Origin of the sequence: Azospirillum sp. A23 (assembly GCF_042938965.1) — a bacterium.
Lineage (GTDB): Bacteria > Pseudomonadota > Alphaproteobacteria > Azospirillales > Azospirillaceae > Azospirillum > Azospirillum melinis.
On record NZ_CP170668.1, the window covers coordinates 204615 to 225681 of the forward strand.

General features: G+C 67.2%; 17 protein-coding genes. 4 read left to right on the forward strand and 13 right to left on the reverse strand.

The genetic code is table 11. From position 1 onward, the window contains the following. Window positions 1-110: 110 nt before the first annotated feature. From ABNQ40_RS31390 to cyoA, 7 genes are all read right to left on the reverse strand, one after another. Window positions 111-665 carry a response regulator transcription factor gene (locus tag ABNQ40_RS31390; RefSeq protein WP_109049433.1) on the reverse strand — a complete coding sequence of 185 codons (555 nt, stop codon included), beginning with the start codon at window positions 663-665 and terminating at the stop codon, window positions 111-113. Further along, entirely contained in the window at window positions 652-1959 is a 1308-nt protein-coding gene (locus ABNQ40_RS31395; RefSeq protein ID WP_391349269.1) for an ATP-binding protein, read from the reverse strand. Before ABNQ40_RS31395 ends, ABNQ40_RS31390 begins: the two co-directional genes overlap by 14 nt. A gap of 98 nt (window positions 1960-2057) precedes the next feature. Further along, complete coding sequence (locus tag ABNQ40_RS31400) at window positions 2058-2789, reverse strand: SURF1 family protein (RefSeq protein ID WP_247879732.1); 732 nt, start codon at window positions 2787-2789, stop codon at window positions 2058-2060. Window positions 2790-2827: 38 nt separating this feature from the next. After that, complete coding sequence (cyoD, locus tag ABNQ40_RS31405) at window positions 2828-3250, reverse strand: cytochrome o ubiquinol oxidase subunit IV (RefSeq protein ID WP_109049436.1); 423 nt, start codon at window positions 3248-3250, stop codon at window positions 2828-2830. Then, window positions 3247-3885: a cytochrome o ubiquinol oxidase subunit III gene (gene cyoC / locus ABNQ40_RS31410; RefSeq protein ID WP_109490883.1), complete on the reverse strand. Its 639-nt coding sequence runs from the start codon at window positions 3883-3885 to the stop codon at window positions 3247-3249. The genes cyoD and cyoC overlap by 4 nt, the downstream gene beginning before the upstream one ends. Window positions 3886-3909: 24 nt before the next feature. Beyond that, window positions 3910-5907, reverse strand: a complete 1998-nt coding sequence (gene cyoB / locus ABNQ40_RS31415) for a cytochrome o ubiquinol oxidase subunit I (protein WP_109049437.1) — start codon at window positions 5905-5907, stop codon at window positions 3910-3912. A 14-nt stretch (window positions 5908-5921) separates the two neighbouring features. Beyond that, window positions 5922-7031, reverse strand: coding sequence for a ubiquinol oxidase subunit II (cyoA, locus tag ABNQ40_RS31420; RefSeq protein ID WP_247873126.1), 1110 nt, complete (start codon window positions 7029-7031; stop codon window positions 5922-5924). 180 nt (window positions 7032-7211) lie between these two features. Here cyoA and ABNQ40_RS31425 point away from each other — a divergent pair, with 180 nt between their 5' ends. Next, the gene (locus ABNQ40_RS31425; RefSeq protein ID WP_109049438.1) at window positions 7212-8522 is read left to right on the forward strand and encodes an MFS transporter; all 1311 of its coding nucleotides are present in this window, start codon (window positions 7212-7214) and stop codon (window positions 8520-8522) included. Window positions 8523-8610: 88 nt separating this feature from the next. Here the strand turns inward: ABNQ40_RS31425 and ABNQ40_RS31430 are convergent, their stop codons facing one another. From ABNQ40_RS31430 to ABNQ40_RS31445, 4 genes are all read right to left on the reverse strand, one after another. Then, entirely contained in the window at window positions 8611-9162 is a 552-nt protein-coding gene (locus ABNQ40_RS31430; protein WP_109049439.1) for a cyclase dehydrase, read from the reverse strand. A 9-nt stretch (window positions 9163-9171) separates the two neighbouring features. Then, complete coding sequence (locus tag ABNQ40_RS31435) at window positions 9172-10344, reverse strand: zinc-dependent alcohol dehydrogenase (protein ID WP_109049440.1); 1173 nt, start codon at window positions 10342-10344, stop codon at window positions 9172-9174. A 113-nt stretch (window positions 10345-10457) separates the two neighbouring features. After that, window positions 10458-11063 carry a hemerythrin domain-containing protein gene (locus ABNQ40_RS31440; RefSeq protein WP_109049441.1) on the reverse strand — a complete coding sequence of 202 codons (606 nt, stop codon included), beginning with the start codon at window positions 11061-11063 and terminating at the stop codon, window positions 10458-10460. Between the two features lie 91 nt (window positions 11064-11154). Then, entirely contained in the window at window positions 11155-12648 is a 1494-nt protein-coding gene (locus ABNQ40_RS31445; protein WP_109049442.1) for a glycosyltransferase family 87 protein, read from the reverse strand. 443 nt (window positions 12649-13091) lie between these two features. Between ABNQ40_RS31445 and ABNQ40_RS31450 the strand changes: the two genes are divergently transcribed. Both ABNQ40_RS31450 and putA read left to right on the forward strand, forming a co-directional pair. Then, on the forward strand, window positions 13092-13709 hold the full coding sequence (locus ABNQ40_RS31450; protein ID WP_109049443.1) for a metal-dependent hydrolase: 618 nt from the start codon (window positions 13092-13094) through the stop codon (window positions 13707-13709). A gap of 368 nt (window positions 13710-14077) precedes the next feature. Beyond that, entirely contained in the window at window positions 14078-17827 is a 3750-nt protein-coding gene (gene putA, locus ABNQ40_RS31455; RefSeq protein ID WP_247879734.1) for a trifunctional transcriptional regulator/proline dehydrogenase/L-glutamate gamma-semialdehyde dehydrogenase, read from the forward strand. Window positions 17828-17960: 133 nt separating this feature from the next. Here putA and ABNQ40_RS31460 read toward each other — a convergent pair whose 3' ends face one another. Next, a complete protein-coding gene (locus tag ABNQ40_RS31460) occupies window positions 17961-18827 on the reverse strand; it encodes a helix-turn-helix domain-containing protein (RefSeq protein WP_109049445.1) in 867 nt (288 codons plus the stop codon). Window positions 18828-18877: 50 nt separating this feature from the next. Further along, window positions 18878-19705 (reverse strand): alpha/beta fold hydrolase, encoded by an 828-nt coding sequence (locus tag ABNQ40_RS31465; RefSeq protein WP_109049446.1) that lies wholly within the window; start codon window positions 19703-19705, stop codon window positions 18878-18880. A gap of 210 nt (window positions 19706-19915) precedes the next feature. On the opposite strand from ABNQ40_RS31465, the gene ABNQ40_RS31470 reads away from it, so the two are divergent. Next, window positions 19916-21061, forward strand: a complete 1146-nt coding sequence (locus tag ABNQ40_RS31470; RefSeq protein WP_109049447.1) for an MFS transporter — start codon at window positions 19916-19918, stop codon at window positions 21059-21061. Window positions 21062-21067: the final 6 nt, after the last annotated feature.

Genomic DNA, 21067 nt, shown 5'->3' on the forward strand with positions numbered 1-21067 from the left:
GTTTCGCTTGGGAAACTCTGGATTCCCGCCTTCGCGGGAATGACGGCCGAGAGAAGCCCGTGACGGGAGCCGATGCGAAGCGGTTCAAACGCCTCGCGTCTTTCCCCTCTTCACGGCACCCGCTTCTTCTCCAGCTTGCGCGCCAGCGTGCGCCGGTGCATGCCGAGCCGCCGCGCGGTCTCGGAGATGTTGAAGTTCGTCTCCACCAGCGTCTCGTGGATGCGCTCCCACTCCAGATTCTTGATCGAGGTGGTGCGGACGGTCGGGGCGATGGAGGTGTCGCCCTCGGTGCGGTCGAAGGCGGCCTCGATGTCGTCGGTGTTGGACGGCTTGGCCAGATAATGGCAGGCCCCCAGCTTGATCGCCTCCACCGCGGTGGCGATGCTGGCGAAGCCGGTCAGCACGACGATGCGGGTCTCCTCGTCCGCCTCGTGCAGCTCCTTCACGCATTCCAGCCCCGACCCGGTGGCGAGCTTCAGATCGACCACGGCATAGTCGGGGTCCAGCGTCTGCAAAAGCTCCCGCATCTCCTCCAGCCCGGCGCAGGCATGGACCTCGTAGCCGCGACGCTCGAAGGACCGGCGCAGCGCCTTGGCGAAGGACGCATCGTCCTCGACGATCAGCAGGGTGCGGAGGACCTCCTCTTCCAACTCAATCGTCTCCATCGGAGCCTCCCGGCGACAGGGCGGACAGCGGCAGGGTCAGCGTCACGGTGGCGCCGCCGCCCGGCCGGTTCTTGGCCGAAACCGTTCCGCCCAGCTTGCGCAGCACATTGACCACCAGGAACAGGCCGAGTCCGCTGCCCGGCCGCTTCTTGGTGGAGCGGTAGGGCTTGCCCAGTTCTTCCAGAATGGCGGGGTCGAAGCCGGGGCCGCCGTCGTTGACCGCCACCACCAGATTGTCGCCCTGCCGCAAGGCCGCGACGCCGATCCAGCCCGGCGAGGCTTCCAGCGCATTGTCCAGCACGTTGAACAGCACCTGCTTCAGGGCGAGGTCGGCGATCATCCGTTCCTGCGGGCCGACCGTGTTGTCGTAGTCGAAGCGCTTGGGCGACCGGCTGGACAGCCAGTCCTCCACCAGCCCGTCGAGGAAGCCCTTGACCGTCGTGCGCACCGTGCCTTCGCCGCGCGCCTCGCCCGACGACATCAGGATGCCCGACACGATGGTCTTGCAGCGGTCGATCTGGTTCTGCATCTCCGCCATCTCGTCGGCCAGATCGGGGTCGGATTTCAGCGACGGCATGCGGCGCCAGTCATTGACGATCACCGACAGGGTGGCGAGCGGCGTTCCCAGCTCATGCGCCGCACCCGACGCCAGCAGCCCCATGCGGACGATGTGCGCCTCTTCCATCGAGCGCTGGCGCAGCTCGGCCAGATAGGCGTCGCGGGCGCGCAGGTTGCGGTTGATCTGGGTGAGGAAGGGGACCAGCAGGCTCGCCGCCAGCACGAAGCAGATGAACATGCCCTGGATGTGCAGGCTGAACAGCTCGCCCTCATAGGCGGGCGGCAGCGGCAGCGGCTGGTGGGTGCCGATCAGCCAGGTGAATCCGGCGGTCGCCACCAGGACCAGCGCCCAGGCCGACCAGGCCTCCAGCAGCACCGCCCCCAGCGCCACCTGAAGAAGATACAGCGAAATGAAGGGGTTGGAGGCGCCGCCACTGAGATAGAGCTGCAAGGTCAGCGCCCAGACGTCGATCAGCAGTTCCAGGAACAGCTGGGTGTTGGAAACGTCGGAGCTGCGGCGGATCTGGATCAGGCTGGCGATGTTCAGCGCGATCAGGACGAAGATCACCGCGGCCATCGGCAGCAGCGGCAGGCGGATGCCCATTTGCGAATGGACGATCAGGATCGTCACGATCTGCCCGACGACGGCAAGCCAACGCAGCTGGACGAGCAGGAACAGGTTTTTGCGGTCGGTGGTGTCGCGCACGAAAGACGTCCTGTTCCTCACCCGGTTCATCAGCCCATCGACTTATATAGAGAGTTACCGGCGGGCGGGGAGTTTTAGGACGCCTGTTTTCCGCTGAGCGTTTTCCGTTGGCCGTTTTCCGCTTTCCTTCACGCCCGCCGGCGCCGCATCTCGCTGCGGACCACGAACAGGACGGCGCCGATCAGCATCAGGTCCAGCGCGAACCAGGTCAGCGCATAGCCGAGATGGCTGTTGGGGAAGCTGACCACCGTCAGCCCTCCGACCGGCCAGCCGCCGGGATTGCGGGTGCCATCGGCGTCTATGAAGTATGGGGCGGCCTGCTCTAACCCATTCGCGGCGGCGATGGCGGCCACGTCGCGGGAATACCAGCGGCCGGCGGCCGGGTCGTTGCTGCGCAGGAATCCGCCCTTCGGCTCGGTCAGGCGCAGCAGGCCGGCGACGGTGACCTCTCCCTGCGGTTGCCCGTCGGCGCGGGTCGCGGGATCGCGCTTGTCCGGCGGCACGAAGCCGCGGTTGACCAGAACGGTGAAGCCGCGGTCGGTGACCAGCGGCGTCATCACCCAGAAGCCGCCGCCCAGGTCGCTGACGGCCTGCACCAGAGCCTCGCGGTCGTTGAGGAACCGTCCGGTGACGGCGACCCGGCGGTATTCGTCCGAGGCGGCGCGGACAGACGCCCACGCCTCCGGCCCCGGAGCGGGGACGGGGGAGGCATGGATGCGGGCGTCCACCCGCTCGATCAGGTCGAGCTTCCACACCCGGCGTTCGAGCTGCCAGATGCCGAGCGCGGTCAGGCCGGCGATGCCGGCGAGCGCCAGAAGGCCGAAGAGGGCCAGCGCCCAAGCCGGGCGGGCCCTCTTCACCGAAGAACCGCCCGCAGGGGGCGCGGACGGCAGTCCGGTCACGGCATCTTGCTCATGTCGTGGCCGGGCATCATGTTGGTGTTCAGGTGGTACATCACCCAAAGCGAACCGGCGAACATGATGACCACGACGATGATCGTGAAGATCATCGCCAGCATCGACCAGCCGCCTTCGACACGGCCGTTCATGTGCAGGAAATACACCATGTGGACGATGATCTGAACCACGGCCAGAGCCAGGATCACGACCGTGGTGGTCGTGTTGTCCAGCGTGCCGTTCATCACCAGCCAGAACGGGATGACCGTCAGGATCACCGACAGGACGAAGCCGATCATATAGCTGCCGAAGGTGCCATGGGCGCCCGCCGGGTGGCCGTGATCGTCATGGCCATGGCCGCCGTGAGCCCCATGGCTGCCGTGTCCGTGATCGGCGTGGTGGTCGCTGTGCGCGTGGGTGCTCATCGCAGCGCTCCCATCAGATAGACGAAGGTGAACACACCGATCCAGATGACGTCCAGGAAGTGCCAGAACATGCTGAGGCACATCAGGCGCCGGCGGTTCGCCGGGATCAGGCCGCGGCGGGCGACCTGGACCATCAGCGTCACCAGCCACACGCTGCCGAAGGTGACGTGCAGGCCGTGGGTGCCGACCAGCGTGAAGAAGGACGACAGGAAGGCGCTGCGCCACGGGCCGGCGCCCTCATGGATCATGTGGGCGAACTCGAACAGCTCGATGCCCAGGAAGGCGAGGCCGAACAGCAGAGTGATCGCCAGCCAGCCCTGGGTCTGGGCGGTGCGGCCCTTCTCCATCGCCAGCATGGCGAAGCCGTAGGTGATGGACGAGAACAGAAGCATGGAGGTGTTCAGCGCCACCAGCTTCAGGTCGAACAGCTCCTTCGGCGTCGGACCGGCGGCGTAGCTGGTGCCCAGCACGCCGTAGGTCGCGAACAGCACCGCGAAGATGAGACAGTCGCTCATCAGGTAGATCCAGAAGCCGAGCGCGGTGCTGGCTCCCTCGTGGGCGTGCTCGTCCGTCACATGGAAGACGGGCGGGGTGGCGCCGCGCGGGGTGTCGTGCCCCGCGTGGCCGCCATGCATGGCATCAACGGTCGTCGTCATGCTTTACACCTGTCCGGAGAGCAGACGGGTCCGCTCGTTCTCGGTCCGCACCACCTCATCCACCGGGATGTGGAAGTCGCGGTTGTAGTTGAAGGTATGGTTGATGGCGACCGCCAGCAGGCCGATGAAGCTCAGGGCCGCCAGCCACCAGATGTGCCAGATCAGACCGAAGCCGAGCGCCGTGCTGAGGCCGGCCAGGATGATGCCGGTGCCGGTGTTGCTCGGCATGTGGATCGGGCGGAAGCCCTCCAGCGGACGGGCATAGCCGCGCTTCTTCATGTCCCACCACGCGTCATTGTCGTGGATGACCGGCGTGAAGGCGAAGTTGTAGTCCGGCGGCGGCGAGGAGGTCGCCCATTCCAGGGTGCGGCCATGCCACGGGTCGCCCGACACGTCGACCAGTTGCTTGCGCTTCAGGATGCTGACGGCGATCTGGATCAGGAAGGAGCCGATGCCGAGCGCGATCAGGACGGCGCCGAAGGCGGCGATCTGGAACCAGATCTGCAGCGACGGATCCTCGAACACGCGCAGGCGGCGGGTGACGCCCATCAGGCCCAGGACGTAGAGCGGCATGAAGGCGAAGTAGAAGCCGATCACCCAGAACCAGAAGGACATCTTGCCCCAGAACGGGTCGAGGCGGAAACCGAAGGCCTTCGGCCACCAGTAGTAGATGCCGGCGAACAGGCCGAACAGCACGCCGCCGATGATGACGTTGTGGAAGTGGGCGATCAGGAACAGGCTGTTGTGCAGGACGAAGTCGGCCGGCGGCACCGCCAGCAGCACGCCGGTCATGCCGCCGAGCACGAAGGTCAGCATGAAGGCGATGGTCCACATCATCGGCAGCTCGAACCGGATGCGGCCGCGGTACATGGTGAACAGCCAGTTGAAGATCTTCGCACCCGTCGGGATCGAGATGATCATCGTCGTGATGCCGAAGAACGAGTTCACGCTGGCGCCCGAACCCATGGTGAAGAAGTGGTGCAGCCACACCAGGTAGGACAGGATGGTGATGACGACGGTCGCGTAGACCATCGAGGTGTAGCCGAACAGCTTCTTGCCGGTGAAGGTGGAGGTCACCTCCGAGAAGATGCCGAAGCACGGCAGGATCAGGATGTAGACTTCCGGATGGCCCCAGATCCAGATCAGGTTCACGTACATCATGGGGTTGCCGCCCATGTCGTTCGTGAAGAAGTGCGTGCCGGCATAGCGGTCCAGCGACAGCAGGACCAGAACGGCGGTCAGGATCGGGAAGGAGGCGACGATCAGGACGTTGGTGCAGAGCGAGGTCCAGGTGAAGACCGGCATCTTCATCATGGTCATGCCGGGGGCGCGCATCTTCACGATCGTGCAGATCAGGTTGATGCCCGACAGCGTCGTTCCGACGCCCGCCACCTGCAAGGCCCAGATGTAATAGTCGACGCCGACGTCCGGGCTGGCCTCCAGCCCCGACAGAGGCGGATAGGCCAGCCAGCCGGTGCGCGCGAACTCACCGATGAACAGCGAGGCCATGATCAGGACGGCGCCGCCGACGGTCATCCAGAAGCTGAAATTGTTCAGGAACGGGAAGGACACGTCGCGGGCGCCGATCTGCAGCGGCACGACATAGTTCATCAGCCCCGTCACGAAGGGCATCGCGACGAAGAAGATCATGATCACACCGTGGGCGGTGAAGACCTGATCGAAGTGGTGCGAGTTGAGGTAGCCCTCGCTGCCGTTGAAGGCGATGGCCTGCTGGGCGCGCATCATGATGGCGTCGGCGAAGCCGCGCAGCAGCATGATCAGGCCCAGGATCATGTACATGATGCCGATGCGCTTGTGGTCGACGGTGGTGAACCACTCTTTCCACAGATAGCCCCACAGCTTGAAATAGCTGAGGGCGGCGACCAGCGCGATGCCGCCCAGCATCACCGCGATGAAGGTCGCGACGAGGATCGGCTCGTGATAGGGGAAGGACTCCAGGCTGAGGCGCCCGAAGAGGAAGGTCGTCAGTGTCTCAAGCATGCCGGTGTGCCCAATCAGGGATTGGCCAGCCGCTGCGGCCCGGCCGGGGAGGCGGACGCGCTGATCGGCGTGACGGTGGGGCGCTGCACGGCGCCCGAGTTTGCGGCGGCTTCAACGGCCTCGGCAACGGTGCACAGGCCGGTCGCCTGCGTGTCCGGGAACCCGGCCAGCGTGTTGGCCCGCAGGATGGCGTCGGCCGCGGCCTTGCCGCCGGCGTTCAGCCCGCCGGCGCGGTCGATGGCGGCCATGTCGCTCATGCACATGGTGCCGGGACGCACGCACATGTTCACGACGGCGTTGAACAGCTTCGGATCGACGGTGCCGAAATGCTGGACCGGAACCGCCTCGCTCGGCTTTTCCAGCGCCAGATAGGCGTTGCGGTCGAGCGAGCCGCCGGCCGTCTTCACCTTGGACACCCAGCCGTCGAAATCCTGGTTCGACAGGCCGAGGAAGGCGAAGCGCATGTGCGAGAACCCGGCGCCGCTGTAGTTGGACGAGAAACCCTTGTAGGTCCCCGGCTCGTTGATCACGGCGTGGAGCTTCGTCTCCATGCCCGGCATGGTGTAGATCATGCCGGCCAGCGCCGGAACGTAGAACGAGTTCATCACCGTCGAGGCGGTGAGGCTGAAGCGGATCTGCCGGTCGACCGGGGCCGCCATCTCGTTCACGGACGCGATGCCGTATTCCGGATAGACGAACAGCCATTTCCAATCGAGCGCCACCACCTGCACGTCCAGCGGCTTGGCGCCGGCCGGAACGGGCTTGTCCGCCGCGATGCGGTCGAGCGGACGGTAGGGATCGAGCTTGTGGGTGGTCACCCAGGTGATGGCACCCAGGCAGATGATGATCAGCAGCGGGGCGGCCCAGATCACCAGTTCAAGCTGCGTCGAATGGTCCCAGTCCGGTTCGTAGCGGGCTGTGTTATTCGACTGACGGTAACGCCAGGCGAACAGCACGGTAAGCGCCATGACCGGGACGATGATCAGGAGCATCAGCAGGGTTGAGATGACCACAAGGTCACCCTGCTGGCTTGCAACGTCGCCGGCCGGGTTCAGCACGACCAGGTTGCAGCCACTCAACGCCGCCATCACTGGCAGCAGGGCGATTGCGCGATAACGGCTCAAGGCAGGACCTGTATCGAAGGTTTGCTTTGGGGAGAGAGCTAGCGGCAATAGCCTAGCCCCGACATTGGACAATTTGTCCAATGCCTCACTCCTGCGCGCTTGACAGATCACCGACTGTTGCGGTGACATATTGTATGATCTGCGGATCATCGCAAGCGAAATTACGCAGCCGGAGCCGACATGATGACTTCATCGATTGCGGCCGTAGAACGGGACGGAAGGCTGGTGAACGCGCGGCATCACGGGATCAATCCCGGTGAGATTGCCATCGGCGTGATCATTGGCCGAACCTCCGAGTTTTTCGACTTTTTCGTTTACGCCATCGCTTCCGTGATCGTTTTCCCGAAGCTGGTGTTCCCCTATGTCGATCCGCTGACCGGGACCCTGTGGTCTTTCGCCATCTTCGCGCTGGCCTTCGTCGCGCGACCGATCGGCACCTTCATCTTCATGGCCATCGACGAGAATTACGGGCGCAGCGCCAAGCTGACCATCGCCCTGTTCCTGCTGGGCATCTCCACCGTGGCGCTGGCCTTCCTGCCGGGTTACGAGTCCATCGGCGTCGCCGCCGCATGGCTGCTGGCCCTGTCCCGCATCGGGCAGGGTGTCGCGCTGGGCGGCACCTGGGACGGTCTGGCCTCGCTGCTGGCGATGAACGCGCCGGAGAACCGGCGCGGCTGGTACGCCATGATCCCGCAGCTGGGCGCGCCCATCGGCCTGATCGTGGCGAGCGGCCTGTTCGCCTACATGGTCAACAGCCTGTCGGCGGAGGATTTCTTCGCCTGGGGCTGGCGCTATCCCTTCTTCGTGGCCTTCGCCATCAATGTGGTGGCCCTGTTCTCCCGCCTGCGGCTGGTGCAGACGCCGGAGTTCGAACGCCTGTTCGTGAACCGGGAACTGCAGCCCGCCCCCGTGGTGGAGACGCTGCAGGTGGAAGGCAAGCGCGTGGTGATCGGCGCCTTCGCCCCGCTGGCGAGCTTCGCCCTGTTCCACATGGTCACCGTCTTCCCGCTGTCCTGGATCTTCCTGAACGCGAATCAGGAGACCGGCGTCTTCCTGGTGATCGAGGTGATCGCCGCCGCCTTCGGCGTCGTGGCCATCGTCGCTTCGGGCTACATCGCCGACCGGGTCGGGCGGCGCACGCTGCTCGGCACCTGTGCTGCGGCGATTGCGGTGTTCAGCGGCTTCGCCCCGATGCTGCTCGATGGCGGCAAGATGGGCGAGCTGGTGTTCATGGTGCTGGGCTTCGTCATCCTCGGCCTGTCCTTCGGCCAGTCGTCGGGGTCGGTGGCGTCGGGCTTCAGCCAGCAATACCGCTATACCGGCTCGGCGATGACCTCCGATCTGGCCTGGTTGTTCGGCGCCGGCTTCGCGCCTTTCGTGGCCTTGTTCCTCTCCAGCCATTTCGGGCTGATCGCGTCCGGCCTCTATCTGCTGTCCGGTGCGGTCTGCACGCTGGTGGCCCTGAAGATCAACAAGACGCTGTCGTCCTGACCGCGACTCTGTCGTCCTGACGACATGAGGACCGCCCGCCGCAGTCCTGCGGCGGGCGGTCCTCGTTTTGAGAGTCGGAACCTGTCGGTCAGCCCTGGGCGGATTGGCTCTGCGCCGGCCTGGCGGCGCCCTGGAACCGCAGGATCCTCGGCGTCCGCATGTCCTCGCCGATGGGGGCGTCGCTGGCGGCGCCGCGCATGGCGGAGACCGGGCGGGGGAAGCCGCTGCGGCCGCTGTAGTCCGGCACCGGCAAGCTGCGGTAATGGGCCTCCTCCCGGTGCAGCATCTGGGCGCAGACCACGTCGAGCGCCGCCGTCGCCACCACCGTGCCGAAGGCGATGCGGGCGTTGCCGGCGCGTGGATTGTTCTCCATGCCCGCCGCCAGCGTCGCCATGTCGACGGCGTCGCCGGCGATGCGGCTCCAGATCCAGGGCTTGGGATCGCCGAGCGCCAGCAGGCCGACGCCCGCGGTGATCTCCCGCACGCCATAGGCGCGGATCAGGTTGGTCTTGTCCTCCATCCCCATCCAGCGGGCGATGCTGCGGCCGGCCATCACTTCGGCGACGCCGAGGCCGATGCTGAACCAGCCCAGCCCGCGGGCGAGCGTGTCTCCGGCCGAGGAGCGGTCGTAATAGGCCATGATGTCACCTCAGGGCTTGAGGACCACCTTGATGCAGCCGTCCCGCTTGTCGCGGAAGGTCTTGTACATCTCGGGTCCCTGGTCGAGCGGAACGGTGTGGGTGATGACGAAGGACGGGTCGATCTGCCCCTCCTGAATCCTGTTCAGCAAATCGTCGGTCCAGCGGTTGACGTGGGTCTGGCCCATGCGCCAGGTCAGTCCCTTGTTCATCGCCATGCCGAAGGGCATCTTGTCGACCAGCCCGCCATAGACGCCGGGGATCGACAGGGTGCCGGCGGGGCGGCAGACATAGATCATCTCGCGCAGCACATGGGCGCGGTCCGATTCCAGCATCAGCGCCTGCTTGGCGCGGTCGTACATCGAATCGAGCGTGGCGGTGGCGTGCGCCTCCATGCCGACGGCGTCGATGCATTTCTCCGGACCCTTGCCGCCGGTCAGCTCGTTCAGCCGCTCGACGACGCTTTCCTCCTCGAAGTTGATGGTGATGGCGCCGCCGGCCTTGGCCATTGCCAGCCGTTCCGGCACCCGGTCAATGGCAATGACTTGGCGGGCGCCGAGCAGGATGGCGCTGCGGATCGTCATCTGCCCGACCGGGCCGCAGCCCCAGATCGCCACGGTGTCGGTCGGCTGGATGTCGCACTGGGCGGCGGCCTGCCAGCCGGTGGGGAAGATGTCGCCGAGGAACAGCACCTGCTCGTCGGTCAGCCCGCCGGGGATCTTGATGTGGGTGCGGTCGGCCATCGGCACCCGCACATATTCCGCCTGCCCGCCGGCATAGCCGCCGGTCAGGTGGGTGTAGCCGAACAGCCCGGCGGTGGTGTGGCCGAACACCTTGTCGGCGAGCGCCTTGTTGCGGTTGGAGCGCTCGCAGACCGAATAGTTGCCGCGCTTGCACTGGTCGCACTCGCCGCACCAAATGGTGAAGGGAACCACCACCCGCTCGCCGACTTTCAGCGCGCTCTTGGCCTCGGATCCCACCTCCATCACCTCGCCCATGAACTCATGGCCGACGATGTCGCCCTTCTCCATGCCCGGCATGACATTGTCGTGCAGGTGGAGGTCGGAGCCGCAGATGGCGCAGGTCGTCACCTTGACGATGGCGTCGCGGGGATGCTCGATCTCCGGGTCGGGGACCGTATCGCAGCGGATGTCGTTGGCGCCGTGCCAGACCAGTGCTCTCATGGAAATCTCCCCTCATCGGCTACCTGTCGGTCGCCGTTATGGTCCTCTGGGGGCAACAGGGCCGGCAGACAGAGCGTTCCGCCGCCGGCCAGCCCCTTGCCTTCAGGGGAGAGTCAAAGGATCAGTGCCTTTTCGCGGGCGACGCTGCCCGACATGATGGCGGTCTGGCCGTCGTCCAGGCTGTTGCGCAGGGCGGGGAAGTCGATCTCCTCCTCCTGCCGGATGTGGCCGTCGACGATGCGCTTCAGGTCAAGCGCGACGGCGAGCCAGCTAGGGTCGTCCTTCGGCGTCTGCTCCAGGGTGAAGAGATGCATCTTCATCTCGGCATGCTCGCCGTAGAGATGCTTGGCGTCCTCCTCCTTGCGGGCCTCCTCGTGCAGCAGCGGATAGACGACGTCCTCCTCCGCCATGGCATGGGCGGCCAGCCGGCGCTTCAGCCGCAGCAGCAGCTGGGTGCGGCGGCCCGGCGCGTCGATGGGGGTCTGCACCATCTCGACCAGCAGAGCCTGGATGTGGCGATGGTCGTCGATCAGCGCGTCGATGCCGTCGCGCCCGGCGGCATGGCGGGCGGTGCCGGCCAGCTGTGCCACCACCGGCGGCAGCAGCCGGCTCGCCACCAGGGCCAGCGCCGCGCCGCCGGCCATCATCGCCAGCCCGCGTGGCGACAGCCAGCCCGTGCCGTCCTGATGCGGGTAACCTGATCCTGAGTAACGTGCCATGAGGGGGACTCCTTCCTGCCGGTTGGGTCATCTGGCCCACCAACAGGCACGCGAGCCCCGGCGTTCCGCTGATCCCTTAGGAGGCGCCCCTTCAGGACCGCCGGGCCGCCCCCGATGCACTGCCCGACGGTTCACCCGGCACGTCGGCGGTGGTCACCAGCAGGTGGAGAAGCATCAGGGCGGTGAAGAACAGGTAGGATTGCAGGATGTTGTAGGAGGTGTCGGCAAGCTCGCTCAGGGGATGGAAGAAGTCGTTGCTCAGGATCGCGAAGCCGGCGGCCAGCATCAGCAGCCGGCCCAGGCTCCGGCGCCGGTCGCCGGTGGTCCGTTCCAGCGCCGTCCGGTCGATCAGCACGAACAGCAGATAGGCGCAGACCGGCAGCAGGACGCCGTAATGCGGGACCCAGGCGATGGGCGTGCCGATGGTGAAGCAGGTGCCGGCCACCAGGAAGGACGCGACCGGCTGCCGCCCGCCATTCTTTATGCGCCAGAGCAGGCCGAACAGGACGAAGGCCACGCCGGAAACCAGCGTCGCGATGTGGACCAGCGGATGGTAGGGGGCGAAGGCGCTGCCCCGCCATTCGGTGTCGCCGTTGGTGGTCGACATCAGGTTGGGGCCGTTATGCAGCAGGCGGTGCAGCAGCCCGTTGACGGTCTGGTTGGAGTAGTAGCTCTCGCCATGCTGGCCCAGGAAGGACAGCACATCGAGGTAATGCAGCGACGGCCTGAAGCCGTACAGCGCGCAGGCGGCGGCGAAGCCGGGGGTCACCACGGCGGCCCAGCCGATGGCGAACCCCCATTCCCGCCGCAGCAGCGCCCAGACCAGGAACAGCGACATCTGCGGCTTGATCAGCGTCGAGGCGCCCAGCAGCACGCCGGCCAGCACCCGCCGGTCGCGCAGGTAGAACAGGGTGGCGAAGACGAAGGCGGCGTTCAGCCAGACCTGGATCTGGCCGACGGCGAAGGCCTTGACCACCGGGTAGAAGCACAGCGCCGCCACCGCTCCCAGGGCGGCCAGGGTCAGCCGGCTGACCCCGCCGCGCATCGCCCGGTCGAAGCCCATGCGCTCCGCCAGTTCCCGCATCAGCAGCGCCATGCCGCCCGCCGTTGCGACGACCATCAGCAGGTTGATCAGGGCATAGATGCGCAGATGCAGCAGCCCGACCGCCGACAGCGCCTCCATCACCAGCAGCGAGGTCAGCGGATACTGGAACTTCACATGCTGGGTGAAGAAGACGGCGTCATAGACATTCTCCTTCCCATGTTCGCGCAGCCAGGTGAAGGCCGTCATCATGGGTTCCCAGCTGTCGAGCGGAAGCCGTTCCGGCGACCGGCCCGCCACCAGCAGCAGGACATCCCACACCGTGGTGTCGCCGGTGCCGCCATCCAGATAGGAGCGGAAGACGACGCCAAGCAACGTGTCGGCGCAGAGGACGAACAGAAACGCCACCGACACCGTCCAGGCGGCGAAGCGGTCCCTGACCAAGACATTGGCGGCCAAGACGTCGACCGCAGCGGTCCTGCTGCTCCCCAGCGGTCCTTCCAGCGTTCCTTCCGCCGCGCGCACGAAATCCTTCGATCTCATCGACGACCACTCCCTGGCATTTGTCCCGGCTTCAACCGCCGGCAAGTCCGCGAAACTATGCCAGAGCATTGCGTGTGGGGAATGTGCCCCACCCGTGCCGGACCGGAGTAATGCCATTAAGCGCCGGCCACCCGCAGCGGTAGCCGACTACCCCGCCGCGACCGCTGCCGGCGCGTTCGGACGAAGAATTGCGGTGTGGGAAGCACTTGGACGCTGGCCGTCCTGACCGGCCGCCGCCGGCTGTCGGCGATTCAAAGGTGGGCCGCCGGCAACCCACCGTTGCCGAACGCATGGAGGTTATGCGTTTTAGGAATCCCTTGTTTTACCTTGGCTCATTGTTCTTAGGGTGCGGAGTATTCTAATGTCAGGCTACCCCCATTTCGGGTTCGGCCGGATGCCGCCCCGACAGAGACAAGCTTCAGGCCCCCGGTGACCCGACGGTGATGGCGTCCTCTCACATAATCGTCGGTGGCGCCACCTGGTTCTACCTGTCGAGCCGGTACGGGATGACCTTTGACGCGGTCGCCTTCGGGGCGGCGATTCTGGGGGCGCTCGCCCCGGACATCGACCATCCGAAATCGACGCTCGGCCAGCTGGTCAAGCCGCTCTCCACCGCGATTTCCAACATCTTCGGCCATCGCGGCGTCACCCATTCCGCCCTCGCCATCGCCGGCTGCCTGTGGGTCCTGCACGAACATGCGGCCTATCAGCATGTGCTGATCCCGTTCATCGTCGGCTACCTCACCCATCTGGCCGGGGATCTGCTGACGCCGGCCGGCCTGCCGCTGCTGTGGCCGATCAAGCGGCGGCGCAACTTTGCCCTGCCGATCTTGAAGACCGGCGGCTTTTCCGAACAGCTGGCGGTGACGCTGATGGCAGGCTGGATGATCTCCGGCCTGTTCTCCGGCGGCTGGCCGGAATTCCCGCTGCAACGGCCCTGGCGCTCGGTGGTGGCCGCGGCGCAGACCTATCTGGGCGAGGGCGGCATGGAAAAGGCCGCTCCCCCGCTGCCTGTGCGCAAGCCGCCGGAAACCAGCCGGACCAAGCCGCTGAAGGGCTGACGCTTGGCCGTTCGGGCATTCGCAGCGGCATCCTGTCAAATATTCCGAAATTGGCCGACGAATCCCTACAGCTCGTCGGAAAACAGACTGCATACCTGAATTTTATTCCGCAAAAACCGATTTGCCTAAAATGGGCTTTCGAAAACAGGCCGGATGTTCTGACATTTTGCCGCAGAACCCATCTTTGATTCTGTATTTTATCGTATAATCGGAATTTAATATGGAAAAACAGCAATAATACCAGATGGAAAGGATCCTGGAAAATCGGTTAGCCTGACAGGCGTTGGACCGGCCTCACCGACTGCCGGACACGGGCTTTTCGAAGCCGCCCCAAGCCCCCGACCAGAGCCAGCCACGCGATGAACCAGATGATCGACCCGAGCGCCGCCCCCGCTTCCGAGCCGTCCCTCTCCAGCGAGGCCCTGACCGCTGGGAGTGGCCCCTTCGCCGCCTTCGCCCCCGTCGTTCGTCCGGCCAGTCCGCTGCGTCAGGCGATCACCGCCGCCTACCGCCGGCCGGAACCGGACTGCGTGGCGTGGCTGGTGGAGCAGGCGGCGCTGCCGGCCGAGGTGACGGATGCTGCGGCCCAGACCGCGCGCACGCTGATCTCGGCCCTGCGCGCCAAGCCGCAGGGGCGCGGGGTGGAGGGGCTGATCCACGAATACAGCCTGTCGAGCCAGGAGGGCGTGGCGCTGATGTGTCTGGCGGAGGCGCTGCTGCGCATCCCCGACCGCGCCACCCGCGACGCGCTGATCCGCGACAAGATCGCCGGCGGCGACTGGCGCGCCCATCTCGGCAACAGCCCGTCGCTGTTCGTCAACGCCGCGACCTGGGGGCTGCTGGTCACCGGCAAGGTGACGGGCGTGCTGGGCACCGGCTTCGGCGGCGAGCAGGCGCTATCGTCGGCGCTGACCAAGCTGATCCTGCGCGGCGGCGAGCCGCTGATCCGCCGTGGCGTCGATTTCGCCATGCGGATGATGGGCGAGCAGTTCGTCACCGGCCAGACCATCGACGAGGCGCTGTCCAACAGCCGCAAGATGGAGGCCGAGGGTTTCCGCTATTCCTACGACATGCTGGGGGAAGCGGCGACCACCGCCGCCGACGCCGACCGCTATTACGCCGACTATGAGACTGCGATCCACGCCATCGGCAAGGCGTCGGCCGGGCGCGGTATCTATGACGGCCCCGGCATCTCGATCAAGCTGTCGGCCCTGCATCCGCGCTATTCCCGCGCGCAGGCGGACCGTGTCATGGCGGAGCTGCTGCCGCGCGTCACCGAACTGGCCCGGCTGGCCCGTAGCTACGACATCGGCCTCAACATCGACGCCGAGGAGGCCGACCGGCTGGAGCTGTCGCTCGACCTGCTGGAAGCGCTGTGCTTCGATCCGGATCTCAAGGGCTGGAACGGCATCGGCTTCGTCGTCCAGGCCTATGGCAAGCGCTGCCCCTATGTCATCGACTTCGTCGTCGATCTGGCCCGGCACAGCGGTCACCGGCTGATGGTGCGTCTGGTCAAGGGCGCCTATTGGGACAGCGAGATCAAGCGCGCCCAGGTCGACGGGCTGGAGGATTTCCCGGTCTACACCCGCAAGCTGCACACCGACGTGTCCTATGTCGCCTGCGCCCGCCGGCTGCTGGGCGCCCCCGACGCGGTGTTCCCGCAGTTCGCCACCCACAACGCCCAGACTTTGGCGACCATCTACCAGATGGCCGCGCACCTGAACGGCGACTTCAAGGTCGGCCAGTACGAGTTCCAGTGCCTGCACGGCATGGGCGAGTCGCTCTACAAGGAGGTGGTCGGCCCGCTGAAGCGGCCCTGCCGCGTCTATGCCCCGGTCGGCACCCACGAGACGCTGCTGGCCTATCTGGTCCGCCGCCTGCTGGAGAACGGCGCCAACAGCTCCTTCGTCAACCGCATCGCCGACAAGAGCGTGTCCATCGACGATCTGGTCGCCGACCCGGTGGCGCTGGCCCGCGCAGCATTGCCGGTGGGCGCGAAGAACCCGCTGATTTCCCTGCCGGCCGATCTGTACGGCACGGAGCGGGCGAACTCCGCCGGGCTCGACCTGTCGAACGAGACGGTCCTGGCCGACCTGTCCGCCGCACTGCGCGAGAGCGCCACCGTCGCCTGGACCGCCGCCCCGCTGCTGGCGGACGGCGAACGCCAGGGCGAACGCCAGGGCAAGGCCCAGCCGGTGCTGAACCCGGCCGACCATCGCGACGTCGTCGGGCGGTGCGTCGAGGCCGGCCCGTCCGATATCGCCGACGCCTTCCTGTTCGCAGAGGCCGCCGCTCCGGTCTGGGCGGCCACCCCGCCGGCCGAGCGCGCCGCCTGCCTGTTCCGCGCCGCCGACGCGATGCAGGCGCGCCTGCCGACCCTGCTCGGCCTGATCATCCGCGAAGCCGGCAAGTCCACCGCCAACGCCATCGCCGAGGTGCGCGAGGCCATCGACTTCCTGCGCTATTACGGCGCGCGGGTCCGCGACGGCTTCGCCAACGACACCCACCTGCCGCTGGGGCCGGTGGTCTGCATCAGCCCGTGGAACTTCCCGCTCGCCATCTTCTCCGGTCAGATCGCCGCGGCGCTGGCCGCCGGCAACCCGGTGCTGGCCAAGCCGGCGGAGGAAACCCCGCTGGTCGCGGCGGAGGCCGTGCGCATCCTGCACGCCGCCGGCGTTCCCGCCGGTGCGGTCCAGCTTCTGCCCGGTGCGGGCGAGGTCGGTGCCGCCCTGGTCGGCCATGCCGGCACCCGTGCCGTGATGTTCACCGGCTCCACCGAGGTGGCCCGCCTGATCCAGCGCCAGCTGGCCGAGCGCCTGTCGCCGCAGGGGGCGCCGATCCCGCTGATTGCCGAGACCGGCGGCCAGAACGCCATGATCGTCGACAGCTCCGCCCTGGCGGAGCAGGTGGTCGGCGACGTGATCGCCTCGGCCTTCGACAGCGCCGGCCAGCGCTGCTCGGCCCTGCGCATCCTCTGCCTGCAGGAGGATGTGGCCGACCGCACGCTGACCATGCTGAAGGGCGCGATGCGCGAGCTGCGCATCGGCAGCCCCGACCGGCTGGCCGTCGATGTCGGCCCGGTCATCACGGCGGAGGCGCGCGACGGCATCACCCGCCACATCGAGGCGATGCAGGGCAAGGGTCGCCGCGTCGAGTCTCTGCCGCTGCCGGCGGAGACCAACAACGGCACCTTCGTCGCGCCGACCATCGTCGAGATCGACGGCATCGCCGATCTGGAGCGCGAGGTGTTCGGCCCGGTCCTGCACGTCCTGCGCTTCCGCCGCGACGATCTGGACCGGCTGGTGGATGCCATCAACGGCACCGGCTATGGCCTGACCTTCGGCCTGCACACCCGCATCGACGCCACCATCGACCGGGTGACGAGCCGGATCGAGGCCGGCAACCTGTACGTCAACCGCAACACCATCGGCGCGGTGGTCGGCGTACAGCCCTTCGGCGGCCATGGCCTGTCCGGCACCGGCCCGAAGGCCGGCGGCCCGTTGTACCTGTCGCGCCTGCTGTCTGTACGTCCGGTGCTGGATCTCGGCATGCGCGGCGACGATGCCGTACGTGCGCCGGCCCATGCGCTGGCCGACTGGCTGGCCGACCAGGGCAGGGCGGAGATCGCCACCGACATCCGGTCGCTGGCGAAGCGCTCCCTCGTCGGCGGCAGCGTCGAACTGGCCGGCCCGGTGGGTGAGAGCAATGTCTACAGCCTGATCCCGCGCGGCCGCATCCTGCTGCTGCCGCAGACCGAGGACGGGCTGTACCGGCTGCTGGGGGCCGCCCTCGCCGCCGGCAACGAGGTGGTGGTGGATGGCGACGCCACCGTCACCGCCGGCCTGAAGGGTCTGCCGGCGGAACTGGCCGCCCTTGTCCGGGTGAGTGCGAACTGGACTGGTTTCGGGCCGCTGGCCGGTGCGCTGGTGGAGGGCGACTCCGCCCGCCTGCTGCCCGCCAGCCGCCGCATCGCCGAACTGCCCGGCCCCCTCGTCCTGACCCAGGGCGTTCCGGCCGGCGGCGCAGGCGTGGAGATCGCCTGGCTGATGAACGAGCGTTCGCTCAGCGTCAACACCACCGCGGCCGGCGGCAACGCCAGCCTCGTGGCGATGAGCTGAGGTCGGGATGAGGGGAAATCCCCCTCTCCCCCCCGGGGGAGAGGGGCGGGGTGAGGGGGATGCATTGCGTGGCTCCGGTAGGGAGCGGAGAGTGCGGGATGTTTGAGAATCCTCGCCGCGCGACCCCCTCTCCCTAACCCTCTCCCCGGGGGGGAGAGGGGATTTCGGCAAGAGCCCCGCGCAACCGCTCCGCCGTTTCGGCGTCGGCCGGGAAAAACGCCTCGATTGCCAGTTCGGACAGGGTCACGTCCACCGCCGTTCCGAACACCGTGGTCGTGCTGAACAAGCTTAGCGGACCGAAGGACGTGTGCAGCCGCAGCGGTACGACCACGTCGGGATGATGCCCGGCCTCGCTGCCGCCCTCCGAACCGGACGCCGGCGCCGGGTAGCCCTGCAACTCGCTGCGCAGGGCGACCAGAACCGGATCGGCGCCCGCCTCGATCTGGCGGGTCAGGCGGGACAGCACATGCTCGCGCCACTGCGACCAGTTGCCGATGCGGCCGGCCAGCCCGTCGGGATGCAGGCTGAGGCGCAAAACATTGACCGGCCCGGCCAGCAACTTCGTCGACACCCCCTCCAGCAGCGGAGCCACCGCCCGGTTCGCCGCCAGCAGGTGCCAATGCCGGTCCACCGCCAGTGCCGGGAAGGGCTCGTGCCCGGTCAGAACCAGATCGACCGCCTTGCGTGCCGCCTGCATCGCCGGGCTGTCCAGACTGTGCTCGCTGTAGACCGGCGCGTAGCCGGCGGCAACCAGCAGCGCGTTGCGCTCACGCAAGGGCACGTCCAGCCGTTCGGCCAGATGGATCAGCATACCGCGGCTGGGCTGCGACCGGCCGGTCTCCAGAAAGCTGACATGCCGGGTCGAGATGTCGGCCTCGCAGGCGAGGTCGAGTTGGCTGAGGCCGCGGCGCTGGCGCCAGGAGCGCAGTAGGGCGCCGACTGGCGGCGGGGTCGGGGCCCGACCGTTGCGCGCGGCGGTCTGGGGAGTGCCATCGGGCATGGGACTTGGCTCCGAACCGGTGTCGCTGCCTATGGTTGCTATGGTTGCCGTCATCCGCGGGCGAAGGCCAGCAGTTCCGCGTTGAAGCGGTCGCGGTGGGTGACGAACAGGCCGTGCGGCGCCCCTTCGTAGAAGGACAGCCTGGCGTTCGGCATTAGCGCCACCGTGCGCTCGGCGAGCGACAGCGGCGTCGTCACGTCGCGGCCGCCATGGACGACCAGGGTCGGCACGGCGATGGCCGGCAGCTCCGCCCGGAAATCGGTCAAGGTGATGGCGCGGTTGCACTCCAGCAGGGCCATCAGCGAGGATTGCAGGGCCATGCCCACGATCCAGCCCTTCATCTCCGCCGAGGTCTCCGCGGTCACGAAGGGGTCGATGTTGTCGCCGAGCCATTTCGGGAAGTCGCGCAGCAGCTGGTCCGTCCGAAAGGTTTCGAACAGCGCCGGATCGATGCCGTCGGGGTTGTCGCCGGTCCGCGCCATCAACGGCGTGATCGTCCCGACCATCACCACGCCCTTAATCCGACCGGCACCGTGCCGGGTCAGATAGCGCACGATTTCCCCTGTCGCCATCGAATGGCCGACCAGGGTCACTTTCCGCAAATCCAGCCCGTCGAGCACTGCTGCGATGTCGTCCGCCAGCCGGTCGAAGCCGTAGCCGGACGGCGATTCGTCCGACCTGCCATGGCCGCGGCGGTCGAAGGCGATGCAGCGGCACCCCTGTTCGGACAGCGGCGCCATCTGATAGGCCCAGGCGTCGGAGGTCAGCGACCAGCTCGACACGAAGACGATGGGACGCCCGTCCGCCCCGTTGCCCGTCCGGTTGCCCCAGTCGCGGTAGAACAGGCGCACACCGTCGTCGGTTTCGATGAAGCCCATGACGTCATTCCTCCCCCTGCTGTCCGCCGGATCGTCCCGGCGCACCCAGGATCGCCCGGTGGAGGGAGCGGAATCGATTACGTCCCAGGTAATGAGGCACACGAACGATCCTGCGGCAGGCGCATGCCTGCCATCACTGCCGCACTGCGGTACGCGGGTGCGCGATCCGGTTAAGGTCCTGCACCGTCACCGCTGCCGTTCGGATCCTCCATGCGCCTGATCTTCCTGCTCGGCCTTGCCGGCTTCGCCAGCGCCTTCTCCCTGCGCACCACCGATCCGATGCTGACGCTGATCGCCGACGACCTTGGCGTGACGGTCCGTCAGGCGGCGCTGCTGGCCTCGGCCTATACGCTGCCTTATGCGCTGATGCAGATCGTGCTGGGGCCGGTGGGCGACGCCATCGGCAAGTCGCGCCTGGTCCGGCTGGCCCTGTCGGTCCTGACGGTCGGTCTGGTGCTGTCCACCATCGCGCCGACCTACGGCACGGTGATGGCCGGGCGCATCCTGGCCGGTGCGTTCGCCGGCGGCATCATTCCGGCCTCCATGGCGTTGATCGGCGACCGGGTCCCCTATGAGGAGCGGCAGATCGCCATCAGCCGCTTCCTGCTGGCGGTGATCCTCGGGCAGATGTCGGGCTCCGCCGTGTCGGGCGCGCTGGCCGAGGCCTTCGGTTGGCGCGCGGTGTTCGGCCTGTCCGCCGGCCTGACCGCGCTGATCTGCGCCTCCGCCCTGATCGGGCTGGCGCGGGAGGTCGAGACGCGTTCGCCCCTGTCGGTGGCGGAGGCGCAGCGGCGCTATGCCACCGTGCTGACCAACCCGGCCTCGCTGTTCGTCTTCGCCACGGTGGCGGCGGAAGGGCTGCTGATCTTCGGCGTCTTCCCCTTCGTGGCGCCGGTACTGATCGAACATGGCGCGGCCGGCGCCTTCCAGGCCGGATTGACCATCGCGGCCTTCGCCATCGGCGGCGTCGTTTACAGCGCCGTGGTGCGGCGGCTGATCGCCTCGCTCGGCCAGTGGGGCATGATGAAGGCCGGCGGGCTGGCGGCCGGTCTGGCCTATCTGGTCATCGCCTTCCCGGTGCCCTGGCCGGTGGTCAGCCTCGCCTTCCTGGTCGCCGGCTTCGGCTTCTACATGCTGCACAACACCATGCAGACCCAGGCGACGGAGCTTGCGCCGACCGCCCGCGGATCGGCGCTGGCCCTGTTCGCGTCGAGCTTCTTCATCGGCCAGGGCATCGGCCCGGTGCTGTACGGCTATATCTCCACCCACACCGGTTTCGGGCCGCTGTTCCTCGGTGTCGGCGCCCTGACCGCCGGGCTGGGCTTCGCCTCGGCCCGGCTGATTCGGCGGCGGTAGGCTTGG

What these genes read in the sequence shown, in the direction of transcription:
- ABNQ40_RS31390 (WP_109049433.1), bottom strand. Translation starts at nt 665, where the DNA reads ATGGAGACGATTGAGTTGGAAGAGGAGGTCCTCCGCACCCTGCTGATC.
- ABNQ40_RS31395 (WP_391349269.1), bottom strand. Translation starts at nt 1,959, where the DNA reads ATGAACCGGGTGAGGAACAGGACGTCTTTCGTGCGCGACACCACCGAC.
- cyoD (WP_109049436.1), bottom strand. Translation starts at nt 3,250, where the DNA reads ATGAGCACCCACGCGCACAGCGACCACCACGCCGATCACGGACACGGC.
- cyoC (WP_109490883.1), bottom strand. Translation starts at nt 3,885, where the DNA reads ATGCATGGCGGCCACGCGGGGCACGACACCCCGCGCGGCGCCACCCCG.
- cyoB (WP_109049437.1), bottom strand. Translation starts at nt 5,907, where the DNA reads ATGCTTGAGACACTGACGACCTTCCTCTTCGGGCGCCTCAGCCTGGAG.
- ABNQ40_RS31425 (WP_109049438.1), top strand. Translation starts at nt 7,212, where the DNA reads ATGATGACTTCATCGATTGCGGCCGTAGAACGGGACGGAAGGCTGGTG.
- ABNQ40_RS31430 (WP_109049439.1), bottom strand. Translation starts at nt 9,162, where the DNA reads ATGGCCTATTACGACCGCTCCTCGGCCGGAGACACGCTCGCCCGCGGG.
- ABNQ40_RS31435 (WP_109049440.1), bottom strand. Translation starts at nt 10,344, where the DNA reads ATGAGAGCACTGGTCTGGCACGGCGCCAACGACATCCGCTGCGATACG.
- ABNQ40_RS31440 (WP_109049441.1), bottom strand. Translation starts at nt 11,063, where the DNA reads ATGGCACGTTACTCAGGATCAGGTTACCCGCATCAGGACGGCACGGGC.
- ABNQ40_RS31445 (WP_109049442.1), bottom strand. Translation starts at nt 12,648, where the DNA reads ATGAGATCGAAGGATTTCGTGCGCGCGGCGGAAGGAACGCTGGAAGGA.
- ABNQ40_RS31450 (WP_109049443.1), top strand. Translation starts at nt 13,092, where the DNA reads ATGGCGTCCTCTCACATAATCGTCGGTGGCGCCACCTGGTTCTACCTG.
- putA (WP_247879734.1), top strand. Translation starts at nt 14,078, where the DNA reads ATGATCGACCCGAGCGCCGCCCCCGCTTCCGAGCCGTCCCTCTCCAGC.
- ABNQ40_RS31460 (WP_109049445.1), bottom strand. Translation starts at nt 18,827, where the DNA reads ATGCCCGATGGCACTCCCCAGACCGCCGCGCGCAACGGTCGGGCCCCG.
- ABNQ40_RS31465 (WP_109049446.1), bottom strand. Translation starts at nt 19,705, where the DNA reads ATGGGCTTCATCGAAACCGACGACGGTGTGCGCCTGTTCTACCGCGAC.
- ABNQ40_RS31470 (WP_109049447.1), top strand. Translation starts at nt 19,916, where the DNA reads ATGCGCCTGATCTTCCTGCTCGGCCTTGCCGGCTTCGCCAGCGCCTTC.